The sequence below is a fragment of the Rahnella sp. AN3-3W3 genome (genome assembly GCF_003263545.1).
GTDB lineage: Bacteria > Pseudomonadota > Gammaproteobacteria > Enterobacterales > Enterobacteriaceae > Rahnella > Rahnella variigena.
The window spans coordinates 1-18,115 of the sequence record NZ_JYDG01000124.1; the positions used below are offsets into that span (position 1 = coordinate 1).

Consider the following 18,115-nt stretch of genomic DNA (forward strand, 5'->3'; position numbering starts at 1 on the left):
ATACCCCACCCCAGCCCTCCCCTCGCAGGGGAGGGAGCTGACCGGTTTTCTCTTCAACCCCTTCGCAAGAAGGAGCTAAAACAATCAGTTAACCGTTTTCACCGGGGTATCTGGCTTTTTATCGTTACCCGCGATGTACGGGCTCCACGGCTGTGCGCGGATTGGTTTGTCGGTCTGCCAGACCACGTTGAACTGACCGTTGGATTCGATTTCGCCGATCATTACCGGTTTGTGCAGGTGATGATTGGTTTTATCCATGGTCAGCGTGAAGCCGGAAGGTGCGGCGAAGGTCTGTCCGGCCATCGCGGCACGCACTTTATCCACGTCCGTCGTCCCGGCTTTTTCCACCGCCTGCGCCCACATATGGATGCCGACATAGGTCGCTTCCATCGGGTCGTTGGTCACGGCGTTATCGGCGTTCGGCAGTTTGTGCGCCTTAGCATAAGCCTTCCATTCAGCCACGAATTTCTTGTTGGTCGGATTATCCACCGACTGGAAGTAGTTCCACGCCGCGAGATCGCCGACCAGCGGTTTGGTGTCGATGCCGCGCAGCTCTTCTTCACCGACGGAGAACGCCACCACCGGCACATCGGTGGCTTTCACGCCCTGATTGGCCAGCTCTTTATAGAACGGCACGTTGGAATCGCCGTTGATGGTGGAGATCACCGCGGTTTTGCCGCCTGCGGAGAATTTCTTAATGTTGGAAACGATGGTCTGATAATCGCTGTAACCGAACGGCGTATAGACTTCTTCGATGTCGCTGTCTTTCACGCCTTTGGAATGCAGGAAGGCGCGGAGGATTTTGTTGGTGGTGCGCGGATACACGTAGTCGGTGCCGAGCAGGAAGAAACGTTTCGCCGCGCCGCCGTCTTCACTCATCAGATATTCCACCGCCGGAATGGCCTGCTGGTTAGGCGCGGCGCCGGTGTAGAACACATTTGGCGACATCTCTTCACCTTCATACTGCACCGGATAGAACAGCAGACCGTTCAGTTCTTCAAACACCGGCAGTACGGATTTACGCGATACCGACGTCCAGCAGCCGAACACCACCGCGACGTTATCCTGCGTCAGCAACTGGCGGGCTTTTTCAGCGAACAGCGGCCAGTTAGAGGCCGGATCGACCACTACCGGCTCCAGCTTTTTGCCCAGCACGCCGCCTTTAGCGTTGATGTCATCAATGGTCATCAGCGCGATGTCTTTCAGCGGGGTTTCTGAAATAGCCATGGTGCCGGAAAGTGAATGCATGATACCGACTTTGATGGTGTCGGCAGCCTGCGCGCTCCAGGCCAGACCCATGCTGACTACGGTGGCGGAAAGAGCAAAGGCTTTAATAAAACGTCGACGTTGCATAGATGAATCCTCTGTAAAAATGCTGTGATGTAAATACGTTAAGAGAACGCTGTTATGGTGAAAGTCGAAAAAACATTTAAAAAAGTCATGACGGGTTGCCCGCGTCACTCTCCGCCCGCGCCCGGTGCAACATATGCAGGGTAATTTTGCGCACTTCGGCTTTACTGACGGCAATGTGGTCGTGTAACTGGCGCTGCGCCTCCTCTGTTTGTTGTTGAATGATGGCGAGCAGAATGCCCGCGTGCTCTTTATAGGTGGCATTGACGCGCTCACCTTTGGTGAAATCCAGACGCCGGATGATGCGGATTTTTTCGGTCAGTTCGCGGTGAATACGCGCCATTTCGGCGTTACCCGCCGCGGCCACCAGCGTCATGTGAAACTCTTCGTCATAGCGCGACACCAGCTGACCGTCTTCGAGCGGCGGCTGATCAATCCAGAAGGCTTTCAGTTCGGCCAGTTGCAACGGTTGAACGACGGGCGGCAGCGCGCACAGACGTTTCACCGCTTCCAGTTCCAGCACGATGCGCAGGTCATACAGTTGCTCGAAAAAGTCGAAATCGAACGGACGAACCTGCCAGCCGCTGCGGAAAAACACTTCGACGTAGCCTTCGTGTTCCAGCCAGAACAGTGCCTGACGCACAGGCGTGCGGCTGACCTCCATCCGGTCGGCAATGTCGTTTTCGCTGAACCGGTCTCCGGGCAGCAGGCGGAAGCTGAAAATGTCATCTTTCAGCTGCTGATAGATGCGTTCCGCCAGTCCTTCCGGACGATTTTTACTGCGTGAAGATTTAGAGCCCGTCAGTTGCATGTGATATTCCCTGTATGTCGGTAGCGTTAAACGGCTGCGTCCAGCCACAGCAAAGCATCGCCCGGTCCGACCGGACGCCCCTGCTGGCAACTGATTTTCAGTACGGTTCCGGCGCACGGCGCATTCACCGACAGCTCCATTTTCATGGCTTCGACGACGATCAGCGGCTGGCCTTCTTCCACCTGCTGGCCCGGCTCGACCAGGATTTTCCAGACGTTGCCGTTCAGGTCGGCGCTGACTAAATGGCCGTCCTGATCGGCATCGTCTTCCACTAACTGCACGGCGTTGGCGGCGGCTTCCACCGCGGCACTTTCGGCTTCATGCCAGTGCGCCACTTCGCGGGTAAAGGCTTCGGTTTGTTTCGAGCGGAAATCAGCAATATCGGCGGCGTTATCGGCAAGAAATTGCGTATATTGCGCAAAATCGAACTCGGTTTCTTCGATGCGGATTTGTGCGCGCCCTTCGCGGAACGCCTCGCGCTGGATCTCCAGTTCGGCTTCGGTAACTTCATAGAACCGCACCTGATCGAAGAAGTGCAGCAGCCACGGTTCGCCGTTTTTAAACTGCTCATTCTTGAGAAACTTATTCCAGATCGGCAGCGTGCGGCCGACCAGCTGATAGCCGCCCGGCGAATCCATGCCATAAATGCACATGTACATGCCGCCGATACCGACCGTGCCTTCGGCGGTAAAGGTGCGCGCCGGGTTGTATTTGGAACTCAGCAGGCGATGGCGCGGATCGACAGGCACCGCGCACGGCGCGCCGAGATACACATCGCCCAGCCCGAGGATCAGATAGCTGGCGTCGAAAATGATGTTTTTCACATCTTCGCGGCTCGCCAGCCCGTTGGTGCGCTGGATGAAATCGACGTTATTTGGCAGCCACGGTGCGTCTGTGCGCACGGTTTGCTGATAGCGTTCGACCGCGCCGAGCGTGGCGGAATCTTCAAATGCCATCGGCATATGTACGATGCGGGTCGGGATTTTAAGCTGGCTGACATCCGCCAGGTTGTGTTCCAGCGTCAGTAAATGCTGAAGCAGCGCCGTCTGATGCAGCACGCGGCTGTCGTAGCGGATTTGCAGCGAACGCACGCCCGGCGACAGTTCTTCAATACCCTGCTGACCGGCGGCTTTGATGGCGTTCATCAGCAGGTAGATACGCATACGCACCGCCAGATCCAGCACGTTATCGCCGTACTCAATCAGCACGTAGCCGTCGCCTGCCTGACGGTATTCCACCGAAGGACGTTCAGCCGTCGCCGGAAGCGCCGCGAGAATGGTGGCGGAAGCCGTGGTATCCGGCAGCAAAGACGGCACCGGCAGCGCCATCGCGTTGACTGGCATCAGCGAGTCCAGCGTGCCTTGCTGCGCCAGTTCCAGCGCCTGTGCCTGTTCAAAACTGATCGGATGAAAACGGATTTTATCGCCCGGTTTTACCTGGCCGACTTTCCACAATTCGGCTTTGGCGATGGTCACCGGACAGACGAAACCGCCGAGGCTTGGCCCGTCGCGGGTCAGAATGACCGGGAAGTCACCGGTGAAATTAATCGCGCCGATGGCGTACTCGCAGTCATGCACGTTCGACGGGTGCAGACCGGCTTCGCCGCCGTCCTGCCGCGCCCATTGTGGTTTCGGGCCAACCAGCCGCACGCCGAGGCGGTTGGAGTTGTAATGCACCTGCCATTCAGACTGGAAGAAAGTGTCGATGGATCCTGTGGTGAAGAAATCCGGTGCGCCGTGCGGCCCGTAAAGCACGCCGATATTCCAGATGTCGCCGTAAGGCGGCACGATATTTTCCGCTGCGGCCTGCGGCAAACCGACCGGCGCGGGCGTGGTGCAGGCCGCCAGTTCCGGCTGCGAAACGGTCAGCATATCGGCAACGCGCAGCGTGCGACCGGCGTGACCGCCAAATTGCCCGAGTGCAAACGTCGAACGGCTGCCGAGATACACCGGCACATCGAAACCGTTACGCACGGCAAGATAGGTGCGGCAACCCTGCGTGGCGCGTCCCAGTGTCAGTGTCTGACCGGCTTTTACGTTCACCGGCTGCCAGTAAGAAACAGCTTCGCCATCGAGATGTGCCGGACAGCGTGCGCCGGTCAGCGCGATCACCGCGTCGCAATGAAAGCGCAGGGTGGGTCCCTGTAACGTGAACTCCAGACCGGCGGCATCCAGATGATTGCCGACAATGCGGTTGGCGAGACGGAAGGCAAAATCGTCCATCGGACCGGAAGGCGGCACGCCGATATCCCAGTAACCGAGACGCCCCGGATAATCCTGCACGCTGCTGTACGTACCGGGCGCAATCACCTCGATGGCGTTTGGCGAATAGGCAAAACTGTCGAGCATGCGCGTCCACATTTCGCCGTCGCGGAATACCGGCGTGGCAACTACCTGACGCAGATAATCGATATTGGTGGCGATGCCGTGCAGGCGGGTGGCAGCCAGCGCGGCAGACATTTTCGCCAGTGCGTCCTGACGGTCGGTGCCGTGAACAATCAGTTTGGCGATCATCGGGTCGTAAAAGGCCGACACTTCACTGCCGGTTGAAACCCAGCCATCGACGCGGACGTCTTCGGGCAAAAAGACCTCGGTCAGCACGCCCGGACTCGGCTGAAAATTCTTCAGCGGATCTTCGGCGTAAATACGCACTTCCATCGACGCGCCCTGCGGGGCTTTTTCCATTGCAGGCCAGTCCAAAGGTTCACCGGCGGCGACGTTCAGCATGCATTCGATCAAGTCCAGACCGGTGACCATTTCGGTGACCGGATGCTCCACCTGCAAACGGGTATTCACTTCGAGAAAATAAAATTCGTCGCGCGGGGCGTCATAGATAAATTCAACGGTACCGGCGCTGCGGTAGTTCACCGATTCGCCGAGCTGCACGGCGGCGCGATGTAACGCTTCGCGGCTGGCCTGCGGCAGATTCGGTGCAGGGGTTTCTTCCACCACTTTCTGATTGCGGCGCTGCAACGAACAGTCGCGTTCGCCGAGTGCCACCACGCGGCCCTTGCCGTCGCCAAAAATCTGTACTTCGACGTGACGGGCGCGATCGACAAAGCGTTCGAGAAACACACCGGCGTCGCGGAAAAACTGTTCGCCGAGACGCTTCACGCTGTCCCACGCGGCGCGCAGGTCGTCTTCATCTTCACAGCGCGTCAGGCCAATGCCTCCGCCGCCTGCGGTGCTTTTCAGCATCACCGGATAACCGATGTCTGCGGCGGCTTTCACGGCGTCATCAAGGCTGGCGAGCAACCCGGTTCCCGGCGCCATCGGTACATTTGCGGCACCGGCCAATTCGCGGGCACGATGCTTGAGGCCAAACTCGCGGATTTGTCCGGCGGTCGGGCCGATAAACGCAATGCCTGCCGCTTCGCAGGCATCGGCGAATTCTGCGCTTTCGGATAAAAAGCCGTATCCCGGATAAATCGCCTGCGCGCCGGTTTCTTTCGCGGCGGCCAGAATTTTGTCGATCATCAGGTAGCTTTCGCTGGCCTTTTCGCCGCCCAGCGCGATGGCGATATCCGCCTGCGTGACGTGCGGTGCATTGCGGTCAGCGTCGGAATAAACGGCCACGCTGGTCACGCCCAGACGTTTCAGCGTACGGATTGCGCGGCAGGCAATTTCGCCACGGTTAGCAATTAAAACGGTGTTAAACATGTGCGCGCCCTCAGCTTTTGACCGGTGAATTCAGGCTCTGGATGTAACTTCTCCAGCCGCCAAATGCGGTGATATCGGTGGCCTCGCCAAGCGCCCACGGCTCGCAGATAAAGCCTTTCACCCTGCGTCCGTCAGCCAGTTCGAGCGAACCCATGCCGAGCGGTGCCGGGATTTCAGCGACGAATTCACCAAAGCGCGCCAGCGGGATATCCCACAGTTCGACGATAATCGCGCTGCCGCCTTCTGCCCGCACCAGCCCCGGTTTTGGCGGTGTGGTATTGGCGAGGGCGTAAAGTTTGTAGGTTGCAGCGGTCGTGGTTTGTTCGACGCGTACCGCGTTGCGGCTGGTGAGCTGAAAATTCAGCGGCATCCCGGTCAGGTGCGCGCCAACCACGGCAACGCGCACGCAGGCAGCACTGACCGGCGCGGAGGTCATGAATTCTTCAGATTTCATCGCCAGCCCGGTTGCGCCGAGCGGCAGATTCAGGCTGCGCTGCCACTGACGGCCAAAACTTGCCAGTGCATCGTCGTGCCAGGCCGGAGCGATCAGCGTGATACCGGCGGGCAGACCGTCGGCGCGCAGGCTGGAAGGCAGCGCCAGCGCGGACAAATCCGCCAGATTGGTGAAGTTGGTGTAAATGCCGAACTGCGAGTTGTAGAGCACCGGTTCCTGCACCAGCTCTTGCTGCGTGCGGATGGTCGGCGATGTCGGCACCACCAGCGCGTCAAACCCTTCCAGCGTCAGATTGATTTTGCGTGACAGCTCAGCGCGTAAATATTCAGCGCGCCAGGCATCGCTCGCGGTGTAGTTCAGGCCATTGGCGACAATCCCGCGAACGATCGGATCCATCGCTTCCGGGCTTTCTTCGAAAATTTTGCCTACCGCCACGGTGCGTTCTGCCACCCATGCGCCGTAATACAACTGCTCTGCCAGTTCGCGGAACGGCGTGAAATCGACGGGAACGAGGGTGATGCCGCTGCTGTTCAGACGTTCAAGCGCCTGATCGAACTCAAATTCCGCCAGCGCGTCGCCGAAAAATTCCAGACTGTCCGGCACGGCAAAGCGCGGATGCGGTGACATGGCGACCGGCGCAGTAAACGGATTTCTACGGGAGTAGGCATCGGCAGCATCAAAACCGCCTGCGGCCTGGGCAACGGCCTGGGCATCGGCCACTGTCAGGGCGAAAATCGAGACGGAATCATTCAGGCGGCAGGCCGGAACCACGCCGGTATTCGACAGCCAGCCTTTGGTCGGTTTCAGCCCGACGACATTATTAAAGCCTGCCGGAACACGGCCGGAACCGGCGGTGTCGGTGCCCAGCGAAAAGGCCACCAGACCCCGTGCCAGAACGGAAGCCGAACCAGAACTGGATCCGCCGCTGACGTAATCAGGATTGAAGGTATTAGGGACTGCGCCGTACGGCGAACGGGTGCCGACCAGGCCGGTGGCGAACTGATCGAGATTGGTTTTGCCAATCACTATTGCGCCTTTGGCTTTCAGATTGGCAATCACGGTAGCGTCTGCTTCTGCGGTGTAAGCAAACGCCGGACACGCCGCCGTGGTCGGCCAGCCCGCGATATCCATATTGTCTTTAACGGCGAACGGCACACCATACAACGGCAGGGCGCTCAGCAAGCCTTCATGCTGATGGCGAAGAGCTTCAAGGTGGAGGATTTGCGCCTCAAGCTGCTCTGCGGTGGCGAGATAAATCCAGGCATTGTCGTTTTGACTCAGGCTTCCCATAACCAGAGAAAGCGTGGTGCGCAGGCTGTCTGGCGCACCGCGGTAATGTTGCTGCCATTCCCGCAAGGTAAAACCGCGAAAGGGTGATGTGACGGTGTCTGAAACTGAAGCCATGTTTTGAATCCCATCTGGTATACAAGATTGAATTCATCTAAGCAAAGCCTGTGCCACTTCATTATTCATTGATTTTGCTGGGTTTAGTCATTGTTGTATGACCGGGTTGTATATTTGTTGCACCACGAACGGAATGCAACTGGGCAAAATTGGGGCGAAAATTTGCGCTTTGTGCAGCCACCGTTCAAGGTAATTGCATTATTATTTTCGCAATAATGCTCAGGAAGGACATATCTTTAAGAGGCTGTCTTTCTGCAAAACTGTTTTTAGGAAATCCCTATTTAATGCAACTTCGTCATCTCTCTGAACGCCTGAAAAAGCTGTTACTGGCGCTGATTCTGGTGATTATTACGCTGCTGGCTGTGCGTACTTATGACGCCTTACAGGGGCCGCCGCTTGAGCCGTGGCACAAACTGGTGCCGGACGAACTGAGTACGGAGCAACTGGATAAGAGCGACTGGCCGGCGTATTTACGCGCCGAGCAGCAGGCGTTTGCTGAAGTGAAGCAGCAGGTGACGGACAAACTCGACAGAGAAGATCGTATTCCGCTTAACCGCTATTACGATCGCAGCCCGATTTATCCCGAGCATTTTGCGCAGGACTGGAACCGCTCTTATGAGCTGATGCCCGACGGTAAACCGGTCGGCGCGGTGGTGCTGTTGCACGGTCTGACCGATTCCCCTTACAGCCTGCGGCATATTGCGCAGGATTATCGTCGCCGTGGATTCGTTGCCGTCGGTATTCGCTTGCCCGGACATGGCACCGTGCCGGGCGGACTGACCAGCGTCGACTGGGAACAGTGGCTGGCGGCAACGCGGCTGGCAATTCGCGAGGCACGACGTGCAGCAGGTGCGGATGCGCCGCTGCAACTGGTGGGTTTCTCCAACGGTGGTGCGCTGGCGATGAAATACACCCTGGATTCGCTCGATGATCCGGCTCTGGCGCGGCCTTCGCGCGTGGTGCTGATTTCCCCGATGATTGGCGTGACCAGTTTTGCGCGCTTTGCCGGATATGCGGGCTGGCCGGCAATTTTCCCTGCCTTTGCCAAAACCGCCTGGCTGAATCTGATGCCGGAATTCAATCCTTTTAAATACAATTCATTCCCGGTGAAAGCGGCGCGTCAGTCTTATCTGCTGACCCATGTTTTACAGCAGCAAATCAGTAAAGACGCGGAGTCCGGCAAGCTTTCACAGTTACCGCCTGTGCTGGCGTTCCAGTCGGTGGTTGATTCAACCGTCAGCGCCCGTGCGGTGGTGACGGCGTTGTTTAATCAGCTCCCGGCAAACGGCAGCCAGCTGGTACTGTTTGATATTAACCGCAGTGCGTATGTCGGGCCGCTGCTGCGTCCGTCATCGGAAACCGCCGTTGAGCGCCTGCTGCCTGCGCCGCCGCGCGCCTATCAGACGACGGTGATTACCAATGCTTCGCCGGATGATGCGGCCACGGTAGCGAAAATCACAGTAGCGGGGCAAAACAGCGCTTCAGTTACGCCACTCGGTCTGAACTATCCTTCAGAATTCTATTCGCTGTCGCATGTCGCGCTGCCTTTTCCGACAGAAGATTCGCTGTACGGGCGCAATCCGCAAGGCCCTGCGCAATTTGGTATCAGGCTCGGTACGCTGGCCGCGCGGGGTGAAAGCGGTGCGCTGGTGGTAAGTATGGATCAGCTGATGCGTGTTTCATCCAACCCGTTTTATCCGTATATGCTGCAGCGGATTGAAGGTTTCTGAATCTGCGGGTTGAGATAACATAAAAAAGCGCTTGCGATAATATCGTGCGCTATATATATTGGCGACATGAACATGACAACAGATACCGACTCAACACAAAACGGCATGCTGCATCTGGATCAACAGATGTGTTTCGCGCTGTACTCCGCGAATCTGGCACTGCATAAGGTTTACCGTAAATTGCTCGGGCAACTCGAACTGACTTACCCGCAATATCTGGTGATGCTGGTGCTCTGGCAGCGTGATGAAGTCACGGTATCTGAAATCGGCGAAAAACTGTTTCTCGATTCTGCTACTTTGACGCCATTGTTAAAGCGTCTGGAAACCGCCGGTTTGCTGATGCGTCAGCGGGCGAAAGCCGATGAGCGTCAGGTGATTATCTCCCTGACCGCAGAAGGCCGGGCGTTACGCGAAAAAGCGCAGGGTATTCCCGAAGCCATTTTGTGTGCGACCGAATGTGAAGTTGGCGAGATTGTGGCGCTGAAGCAGCAACTGGAAGTCTTACGGGCGAAGCTTCAGGATAAAGCGTAAAACTTCGCTTTAAAGAGTGTTAAACAGACGAGTCTGAAGGAGCATCTTAGACGCGTTTGATAGAATCAAATAAGTAGTGTGCGATTAAATAGTTTGATATTTTACGGCTCTCACTGATTAAGGAACGAAATATGTCTATTGAAAAAGTTGTGTATCGTGCTCATGCCTCAGCCACCGGTGGTCGTGATGGTCGTGCGACTTCTGACGACGGCGTTCTTGACGTCAAGTTGGGTGTACCAAAAGAAATGGGCGGCATGGGCGGCGGTACTAACCCAGAGCAGCTGTTTGCTGCGGGCTATTCCGCCTGCTTCCTCGGCGCACTGAAAGCCGTTGCCGCACAAGAAAAAATTAAGATCCCTGCGGACGCCAAAATTGAAGGCGCAGTAGGCATCGGCGCAATTCCTGGCGGTTATGGTATCGAAGTTCAGCTGGATATTACCCTGCCAGGCTTCGAGCGCAGCGAAGCAGAAGCACTGGTGGCGAAAGCCCATCAGGTTTGCCCGTACTCCAATGCGACCCGTGGCAACATCGACGTCACTTTGAATATTAAGTAATTTTTAGTCATACCGCCTTCACCAGGGGCGTTTTAATGAAATACCAGGGAGGCTTCGGCCTCCTTTTTCATGTCTGAAAAACCCGCCATGATCTCTCTGTCTCCCCTGCAGGGCGCTTCTTTCCTGCTGTTCAGGCAAGTATGTATATAAACGTAATCTCAGCATAATCCGTGAACTCGAGGGGCATAAACATGTCACAATGATTCAGAATCTTTCAAAAAACTTCCGGAAAACCACATTACATGAATAGAGTGAAGACTCTATCGCAGCAAAATATCTCTTTATTGTTAGCGATTTACATTGGCATTTTCCTGAATGTCTCCGTGTTTCAACGCCGCTTTGCCGCTTTGGTCAATCATTTCACTTCAACTGAACTGATTCAGGCAGTCACCGAAGTTTGTGCCATCGTCCTGTTTACCTTCTTCGTGCTGCGTTTAATTTCGCTGGGTGGAAAGCTGTTTTTCCGCATCATCGCCACATTACTGGTGCTGATTTCGGTCGCCGCCAGTTATTACATGGTGATGTTCAACGTGGTGATTGGGTACGGCATTGTCGTTTCGGTGATGACCACGGATATCGACCTCAGCAAAGAAATCATCGGGTGGCATCTGTTTATCTGGATGGCGCTGGTCAGTGCTGTTCCGTTATTCCTTATCTGGAAAAACAACCTGCGTCTGACGCTGATGGAGCAGATAAAAACGCCGGGGCAACGTGCGTTGCCATTGATCGTTTTGCTGGCGACAGCGTTACTGGTCTGGCTGCCGCTGCGATATCTCGACCACGAACAAAGTGTGAATGAGAAGAAAACCAACATCGACTTGCCCAGCTATGGTGGCGTCGTCGCGCACTCCTATCTGCCGTCTAACTGGCTGGCCGCGCTGGGTTTGTATGCTTATACGCAGGTTGATGAAAGCCGGGATGCCGGTAATTACTTTGATCCGGCGAAGGAATTCACCTACGTTCCGCCCGCAGATATCGACGATACCTACGTCGTATTTATCATCGGTGAAACTACCCGCTGGGATCACTTAGGCATTCTGGGTTATGAGCGCGATACCACGCCGCGCTTGTCGAAAGAAAAGAATCTGGTGGCGTTCCGCGGTACCTCGTGCGATACGGCAACCAAGCTGTCGCTGCGCTGTATGTTTGTGCGCGAAGGCGGTACGGCGGACAACCCGCAGCGTACGTTGAAAGAGCAGAATATTTTCGCGGTGATGAAGTCGCTGGGCTTCACCTCTGAGCTGTTCGCGATGCAAAGCGAGCTGTGGTTCTACAACAACGCGGACACCAATAATTTCTCTTTCCGCGAAATCATAGCCTCTGAAAAGCGCAACGACGGCAAGCCGGTCGATGACATGTTGCTGGTCAATGAGTTGCAGGAATCGCTGAGAACGCACCCGAAAGGTAAGCATCTGGTGATCCTGCATACAAAAGGCTCGCATTACCTCTATTCCCAGCGTTATCCGCGCAGTTACGCACGTTATACGCCGGAGTGTAAGAGCAACACCTGTACCAAAGATGAACTGATCAACGCCTTTGATAACAGCGTGTTGTACACCGATACCTTTATCGACAACGTGATTGATCAGTTGCGTGATAAGAAAGCGCTGGTGTTTTATGCCTCTGATCACGGTGAATCCATTGATGAGAATTCACATCTGCACGGCACGCCGCGCGAGATGGCCCCGCCGGAGCAGTTCCGCGTGCCGATGATGGTGTGGGCTTCTGACAGCTTCCTGGAGCAGCCAGACCACAAGCGGGCGTTTGAGCAGCTACAGGCACAGCAGCGGGTCGGTGCGAAGAAACGTCACGTTGAGTTATTTGACTCGATTCTGGGGTGTCTGGGTTATACGTCGCCAGACGGTGGTATTAATCCGGCGAATAACTGGTGTGCCAAACCTCAGGCAGAACAGAAGCTATAGGTTATTTTGGCGCCGTATAGGACAAAATCTGGGCAGTCAGTGCGGATGTTATAAAAAGCCGTTGACGCTCTGAGGGGGTCGCAGTAAGATGCGCCCCATTCGGCGAGTAGCGCAGCTTGGTAGCGCAACTGGTTTGGGACCAGTGGGTCGGAGGTTCGAATCCTCTCTCGCCGACCACATTTGAAAAACCTGCTTTTAAAGCAGGTTTTTTTTCGCCTGTAGTAAAAGAGGATGAGAACCTCCGAAGGAGGTTTGAGCCGAGCGAAGCGAGACAACGTTGCTTTAGCAACGACCCGCAGGGCAAGCATCGCAGATGCGCGTCATCCTCTCTCGCCGACCACATTTGAAAAACCTGCTTTTAAAGCAGGTTTTTTTTCGCCTGTAGTAAATCCAATTTCCTGTCTATGGCAGTTCTTCCTGAACCAACACATTGTCTGACTCTTCCCATAGCGCCTGCCAGTTGTCGGGTGGTTTGCCACTTTTGAGCATCTTGCTAAACATCCGGTAGGCGTCCGTTTTACTGTCGTATGCCCGCAATTCTTTATCATCATTAACCCAGGCGTAAATGATGATCCGGCTTCTCAGGTTATAACGAAAGAATAACCGGTACTGCTGGAAAAATTTTGCCCTGAACCAGTGTGAGAACTCCCCTCCTAACGTATCGCCCTGACGGAATTCGACACGTGCCGGATCTTGCGGGATAACATCAAACATCAGCTTATTGATCGCGGCCAGTCGTTTGGTGGCATTTTTGCTTTTATAACCCACCGGGTCTTTGCGGCGCATCAGGACAACCTGATCAGTGAGTTTCTGTATCTGTTGCAGGATCAGAGGATGAGCAAGAAGAGTCCATCCGTTAATCTCCATGGCCTGATTGTGCATAATCCTTTACTCATCATCGTCAGAAAGCGGGCTCTCAAGATCGATAGCCATCCCTGCTGTCAGTACATTGATTTTTTCATGCAGAGATAACGTGACCGGCTGCATATTTTCCGGATTATTAAGCATATCCGTCGCAACGAAATCGAGGAAGGCATTGATAACAGGATCTTCCGTTTCTTCGAGCTGTCTCGAAATAACGACCTGTCCGTCCGGCAAAATCTTGTACTGAATACGATCATTTTCGGTGAGATTTAACGCTTTGCGGATAGTCGCCGGAATGGTGGTCTGGAAGCGACGGGTGACTTTGGATTCTGCTTCGAGTTTGATTCCCCATACTGCCGAGGCTGACATAATGAAACTCCATAATGATGATTATTTAAGCGATCATGGCAGCGTAATGCATCTGCATTTACAATGCAAATGCATTGCTTTTACGCGTTCAAATTTGCGTACTTCCACGCAAGGTTGATAAATAATCGCTCTGCACATCCTTAAATCTCCTGTTCTCTCGTTCTGCATAAATGGAATCTGAGGGACTGGAGGTAAGCGCGCGATCACAAGCAATAATCGCACCACAATTTAAAAACTCCTTAACATATTCGTTTCAATCAATGTCCGTCCTCTCCCTCCCTGGTGCCGAAAAAACACGCTAAACGGTACGGATATTGACCTGCACCACCCCTGTGCATTTGCGCCATTTTGGGGTGTTTTGACGGTGCCAGGGTAAACACGTTCTCTGAACGTGCACGGTCATTTGCTGCACTTCCCAGCATTTTCCGCTGGTTTCCACCCCTATCTCAAAAATAACCGTTCATATATTCATCGTTTAGCCAGAAATTTTTAGGGATTTAAAATGGGTGAAACCCCCAGGAATATTCTTTTACAAAGGGGATTGTGTGGTTATTTGCTGTGCAGACTGAACATTCGTCCTGATTTGGTTAACGAAATGTTTTTTTATGTTTGTTTGTTGTAACTCACAGTCTGTGTAAATGCCTGATGGTTATATTGACGTCAAGGATAGGAGTTGCCAAATTGATAGCCCCAAGGAAGACCAGTGATTATTTCCGGTAAGCTTTTGTAAAGGCAACTTTACAGATCGCAGGAAAAAAATGGCAGTTCACCATGCTCTGGTTGGACTTATTGCAGCGCACGAGCAAACACAGTCACCCGCAAATAAAAATAAAGGGTGACGTGAGCTGTATACACAACACACACATCCACATCACCATTAATCGATGGAGCAGAAGCGATGACAATCTCTTTAGGTAAGTCGGGGCTACTGAAATTCAGTATGGGCCTGATTGCGCTGACCGTTGCGGCCAGTGTCCAGGCAAAAACGTTAGTGTATTGTTCTGAAGGTTCACCTGAAGGCTTTAACCCTCAGTTGTTCACCTCAGGCACCACGTATGACGCAAGCTCCGTGCCTATCTACAACCGTCTGGTTGAGTTCAAGATCGGAACCACCGAAATCCAGCCGGGCCTGGCTGAAAAGTGGGACATCTCTGCCGATGGCAAAACCTACACCTTCCATCTGCGCAAAGGCGTGAAATGGCAGGACAACAAGGAATTCAAACCGACCCGTGATTTCAACGCGGATGACGTTGTGTTCTCCTTCGAGCGTCAGCTGGACAAAAATAACGCATACCACGGTGTTTCTGGCGGCAGCTACGAATACTTCGAAGGTATGGGTATGGGCGATCTGATCAACAAGATCGTGAAAGTCGACGACAACACCGTGCAGTTCGTCCTCAACCGCCCTGAGTCTCCGTTCCTGGCTGACCTGGCGATGGACTTCGCTTCAATTCTGTCTGCGGAATACGCTGACAACATGCTGAAAGCGAAAACCCCTGAGAAGGTTGACCTGGATCCCATCGGTACCGGTCCGTTCCAGCTTCTGCAATACCAGAAAGATTCACGCATCCTCTACAAAGCATTCCCGGGCTACTGGGGCACCAAGCCGCAGATCGACCGTTTAGTCTTCTCCATCACGCCTGACGCTTCCGTGCGTTACGCGAAACTGCAGAAAAACGAATGCCAGGTCATGCCGTATCCAAACCCGGCTGACATCGCGGCAATGAAGAAAGATAAATCCATCAACCTGATGCAACAGCCTGGCCTGAACGTGGGTTATCTGTCCTTCAACGTTGAGAAGAAACCACTGGATGAAGTGAAAGTGCGTCAGGCACTGACCATGGCTGTGAACAAAAAAGCCATCATCGATGCGGTTTATCAGGGTGCTGGCCAGCCGGCTAAAAACCTGATCCCACCAACAATGTGGGGCTACAACAAAGACGTCGTGGATTACGAATACAATCCTGAGAAAGCCAAAGAGCTGCTGAAAGAAGCAGGTCACGCAGACGGTTTCACTATCGATCTGTGGGCGATGCCGGTACAGCGTCCGTACAACCCGAACGCACGCCGTATGGCTGAAATGATCCAGGCCGACTGGGCGAAAATTGGTGTGAAAGCCAACATCGTGACTTACGAGTGGGGCGAATACCTCAAGCGTGCGAAAAACGGCGAGCACCAGTCTGTGATGATGGGCTGGACCGGCGACAATGGGGATCCGGATAACTTCTTCGCCACCCTGTTCAGCTGTGCGGCAGCCAAAGACGGTTCCAACTACTCCCGCTGGTGTTACAAGCCGTTTGAAGATCTGATCCAGCCAGCCCGTGCTGAATCCGATCACGCCAAACGTGCTGCGCTGTACCAGCAGGCTCAGGTGGTGATGCATGACCAGGCACCTGCGCTGATCATCGCTCACTCCACCGTGTACGAACCTGTTCGTAAAGAAGTTAAAGGGTATGTCGTAGACCCGCTCGGCAAACACCACTTCGAAAACGTCTCAATGGAGTGATCGCTTACTGAATAACCCGGGAGCTGCGTTGTGCGGTGCTCGCAATCTTCGCCTACCTGAAGGTATGTCTTGATTGCTGTGCTCCTCCGCCTTGCTCGCGGGCCATTCAGTACAGCCTTGATTCTCAAGAAAGAAATGTGAGCCACAATAAGCCCGGCGAGCTACGGTTCTCCGGGCATTTTATACAGAGAGTACGGGATATGTTGCAGTTCATACTCCGACGTCTGGGGTTAGTTATCCCAACGTTTATCGGCATTACTTTGCTGACTTTTGCCTTCGTACACATGATACCAGGCGACCCGGTCACCATCATGGCAGGCGAGCGCGGGGTTTCCCCCGAACGTCACGCCCAGCTGATGGCAGATATGGGGCTCGACAAGCCTCTTTACCAGCAATATTTCCACTACGTGAACGGTGTGCTGCATGGCGACCTGGGCACGTCCTTAAAAAGCCGCACCCCTGTCTGGCAGGAATTTGTACCGCGCTTTAAAGCCACTCTGGAACTGGGCATCTGCGCGATGATTTTCGCGATCATTGTCGGTATTCCGGTGGGTGTGCTGGCGGCGGTAAAACGGGGATCGATATTCGACCACACGGCCGTGGGGATATCACTGACCGGTTATTCTATGCCCATCTTCTGGTGGGGGATCATGCTGGTGATGCTGGTCTCGGTGCAGCTTAATCTGACGCCCGTATCGGGGCGAATAAGCGATACCGTGTTCCTGGACGACAGCCTGCCGCTGACCGGTTTTATGCTGATCGACACGCTGTTCTGGGGCGAACCGGGTGATTTCGTGGATGCTGTGATGCACATGATTTTACCGGCTATCGTGCTGGGCACCATTCCGCTGGCGGTGATTGTGCGTATGACCCGTTCTTCCATGCTGGAAGTGCTGGGCGAAGACTACATCCGTACCGCGCGCGCCAAAGGCGTCAGCCGTATGCGGGTGATCGTCATTCACGCACTGCGCAATGCGCTGCTGCCGGTGGTGACCATCATTGGTTTGCAGGTCGGTACGCTGCTTGGTGGCGCGATCCTGACGGAAACCATCTTCTCCTGGCCGGGACTCGGCCGGTGGCTGATCGACGCACTCCAGCGCCGCGACTATCCGGTCGTGCAGGGCGGGGTGTTGCTGGTCGCTACTCTGATCATCGTGGTTAACCTGCTGGTAGATGTGCTCTACGGCGTGGTCAACCCGCGTATTCGCCACAAGAAATAAGGGGCGCACAATGTCTCAAACCACTGAGCCGGTCGCTAACGAGTTAGTGACGGCTGCGCCAGTGCCGATGCCGCCTTTGCGCGAATTCTGGCATTACTTCAAGCGTAACAAAGGGGCCGTTGTCGGCCTGGCTTACATCATTATCATGCTGGTCATTGCGATTGGCGCGAACGTGATTGCACCTCATTTGCCTGCTGAACAGTTCCGTGACGCGCTGCTGCGCCCGCCGGTGTGGATGGAAGGCGGTAGCTGGAAATTCCTGCTGGGCACCGACGACGTGGGCCGCGATATTCTGTCGCGTCTGATGTACGGCGCGCGTTTATCGTTGCTGGTCGGTTGTCTGGTGGTCGTACTGTCGCTGATCCTCGGCGTGGTGTTCGGTCTGTTTGCCGGGTACTACGGCGGTGTGGTGGACGCCATCATCATGCGTGTGGTCGATATCATGCTGGCCCTGCCAAGCCTGTTGCTGGCGCTGGTGCTGGTCGCCATTTTCGGCCCGTCGATTGTTAACGCCTCGCTGGCGCTGACCTTCGTAGCGTTACCGCATTATGTCCGTTTAACCCGTGCGGCGGTGCTGGTGGAAGTGAACCGCGACTATGTGACCGCGTCGCGCGTCGCCGGTGCCGGTTCTGCCCGTCAGATGTTCATCAACATTTTACCTAACTGCTTAGCGCCGCTGATTGTTCAGGCATCGCTCGGCTTCTCCAACGCCATCCTCGATATGGCAGCGTTGGGCTTCCT

General features: G+C 54.8%; 13 protein-coding genes, 1 tRNA gene and 1 other RNA gene. 9 read left to right on the plus strand and 6 right to left on the minus strand.

Features of this window, described 5'->3' with window-relative positions:
* Window positions 1-84: 84 nt before the first annotated feature.
* The 4 genes from urtA to atzF form a co-directional block, all read right to left on the minus strand.
* Window positions 85-1,353, minus strand: coding sequence for an urea ABC transporter substrate-binding protein (gene urtA / locus UC15_RS24410; protein ID WP_112291673.1), 1,269 nt, complete (start codon window positions 1,351-1,353; stop codon window positions 85-87).
* An 85-nt stretch (window positions 1,354-1,438) separates the two neighbouring features.
* A complete protein-coding gene (locus UC15_RS24415; RefSeq protein ID WP_112291675.1) occupies window positions 1,439-2,161 on the minus strand; it encodes a GntR family transcriptional regulator in 723 nt (240 codons plus the stop codon).
* A gap of 26 nt (window positions 2,162-2,187) precedes the next feature.
* Window positions 2,188-5,820 carry an urea carboxylase gene (gene uca / locus UC15_RS24420; protein ID WP_112291677.1) on the minus strand — a complete coding sequence of 1,211 codons (3,633 nt, stop codon included), beginning with the start codon at window positions 5,818-5,820 and terminating at the stop codon, window positions 2,188-2,190.
* Window positions 5,821-5,830: 10 nt separating this feature from the next.
* Window positions 5,831-7,678 (minus strand): allophanate hydrolase, encoded by a 1,848-nt coding sequence (gene atzF / locus UC15_RS24425; RefSeq protein ID WP_112291679.1) that lies wholly within the window; start codon window positions 7,676-7,678, stop codon window positions 5,831-5,833.
* A 284-nt stretch (window positions 7,679-7,962) separates the two neighbouring features.
* Here atzF and UC15_RS24430 point away from each other — a divergent pair, with 284 nt between their 5' ends.
* The 6 genes from UC15_RS24430 (at window position 7,963) to UC15_RS24455 (ending at window position 12,755) form a co-directional block, all read left to right on the plus strand.
* Window positions 7,963-9,408 carry a carboxylesterase gene (locus UC15_RS24430; protein ID WP_112291680.1) on the plus strand — a complete coding sequence of 482 codons (1,446 nt, stop codon included), beginning with the start codon at window positions 7,963-7,965 and terminating at the stop codon, window positions 9,406-9,408.
* A gap of 66 nt (window positions 9,409-9,474) precedes the next feature.
* A complete protein-coding gene (locus UC15_RS24435; RefSeq protein ID WP_369920440.1) occupies window positions 9,475-9,939 on the plus strand; it encodes a MarR family winged helix-turn-helix transcriptional regulator in 465 nt (154 codons plus the stop codon).
* Window positions 9,940-10,070: 131 nt separating this feature from the next.
* Entirely contained in the window at window positions 10,071-10,493 is a 423-nt protein-coding gene (locus UC15_RS24440; RefSeq protein ID WP_112291684.1) for an organic hydroperoxide resistance protein, read from the plus strand.
* A 242-nt stretch (window positions 10,494-10,735) separates the two neighbouring features.
* Window positions 10,736-12,415 (plus strand): kdo(2)-lipid A phosphoethanolamine 7''-transferase, encoded by a 1,680-nt coding sequence (eptB, locus tag UC15_RS24445; protein ID WP_112291686.1) that lies wholly within the window; start codon window positions 10,736-10,738, stop codon window positions 12,413-12,415.
* Window positions 12,416-12,515: 100 nt separating this feature from the next.
* A tRNA-Pro gene (locus UC15_RS24450) sits at window positions 12,516-12,592 on the plus strand.
* 33 nt (window positions 12,593-12,625) lie between these two features.
* A non-coding RNA gene (locus tag UC15_RS24455) (RtT sRNA) lies at window positions 12,626-12,755 on the plus strand.
* A gap of 62 nt (window positions 12,756-12,817) precedes the next feature.
* Here the strand turns inward: UC15_RS24455 and UC15_RS24460 are convergent.
* Window positions 12,818-13,297 (minus strand): type II toxin-antitoxin system YhaV family toxin, encoded by a 480-nt coding sequence (locus UC15_RS24460; RefSeq protein WP_112291688.1) that lies wholly within the window; start codon window positions 13,295-13,297, stop codon window positions 12,818-12,820.
* A gap of 6 nt (window positions 13,298-13,303) precedes the next feature.
* Window positions 13,304-13,648: a type II toxin-antitoxin system PrlF family antitoxin gene (locus tag UC15_RS24465; protein ID WP_112291690.1), complete on the minus strand. Its 345-nt coding sequence runs from the start codon at window positions 13,646-13,648 to the stop codon at window positions 13,304-13,306.
* An 898-nt stretch (window positions 13,649-14,546) separates the two neighbouring features.
* On the opposite strand from UC15_RS24465, the gene dppA reads away from it, so the two are divergent.
* The 3 genes from dppA to UC15_RS24480 all read left to right on the plus strand — a co-directional run.
* Window positions 14,547-16,154 (plus strand): dipeptide ABC transporter periplasmic-binding protein DppA, encoded by a 1,608-nt coding sequence (dppA, locus tag UC15_RS24470; protein WP_112291692.1) that lies wholly within the window; start codon window positions 14,547-14,549, stop codon window positions 16,152-16,154.
* A 200-nt stretch (window positions 16,155-16,354) separates the two neighbouring features.
* The gene (gene dppB, locus UC15_RS24475) at window positions 16,355-17,374 is read left to right on the plus strand and encodes a dipeptide ABC transporter permease DppB (RefSeq protein WP_013573445.1); all 1,020 of its coding nucleotides are present in this window, start codon (window positions 16,355-16,357) and stop codon (window positions 17,372-17,374) included.
* A 10-nt stretch (window positions 17,375-17,384) separates the two neighbouring features.
* Window positions 17,385-18,115, plus strand: a 731-nt coding sequence (locus UC15_RS24480) for an ABC transporter permease subunit (protein WP_112291694.1), incomplete at its 3' end; no start/stop codon positions are given.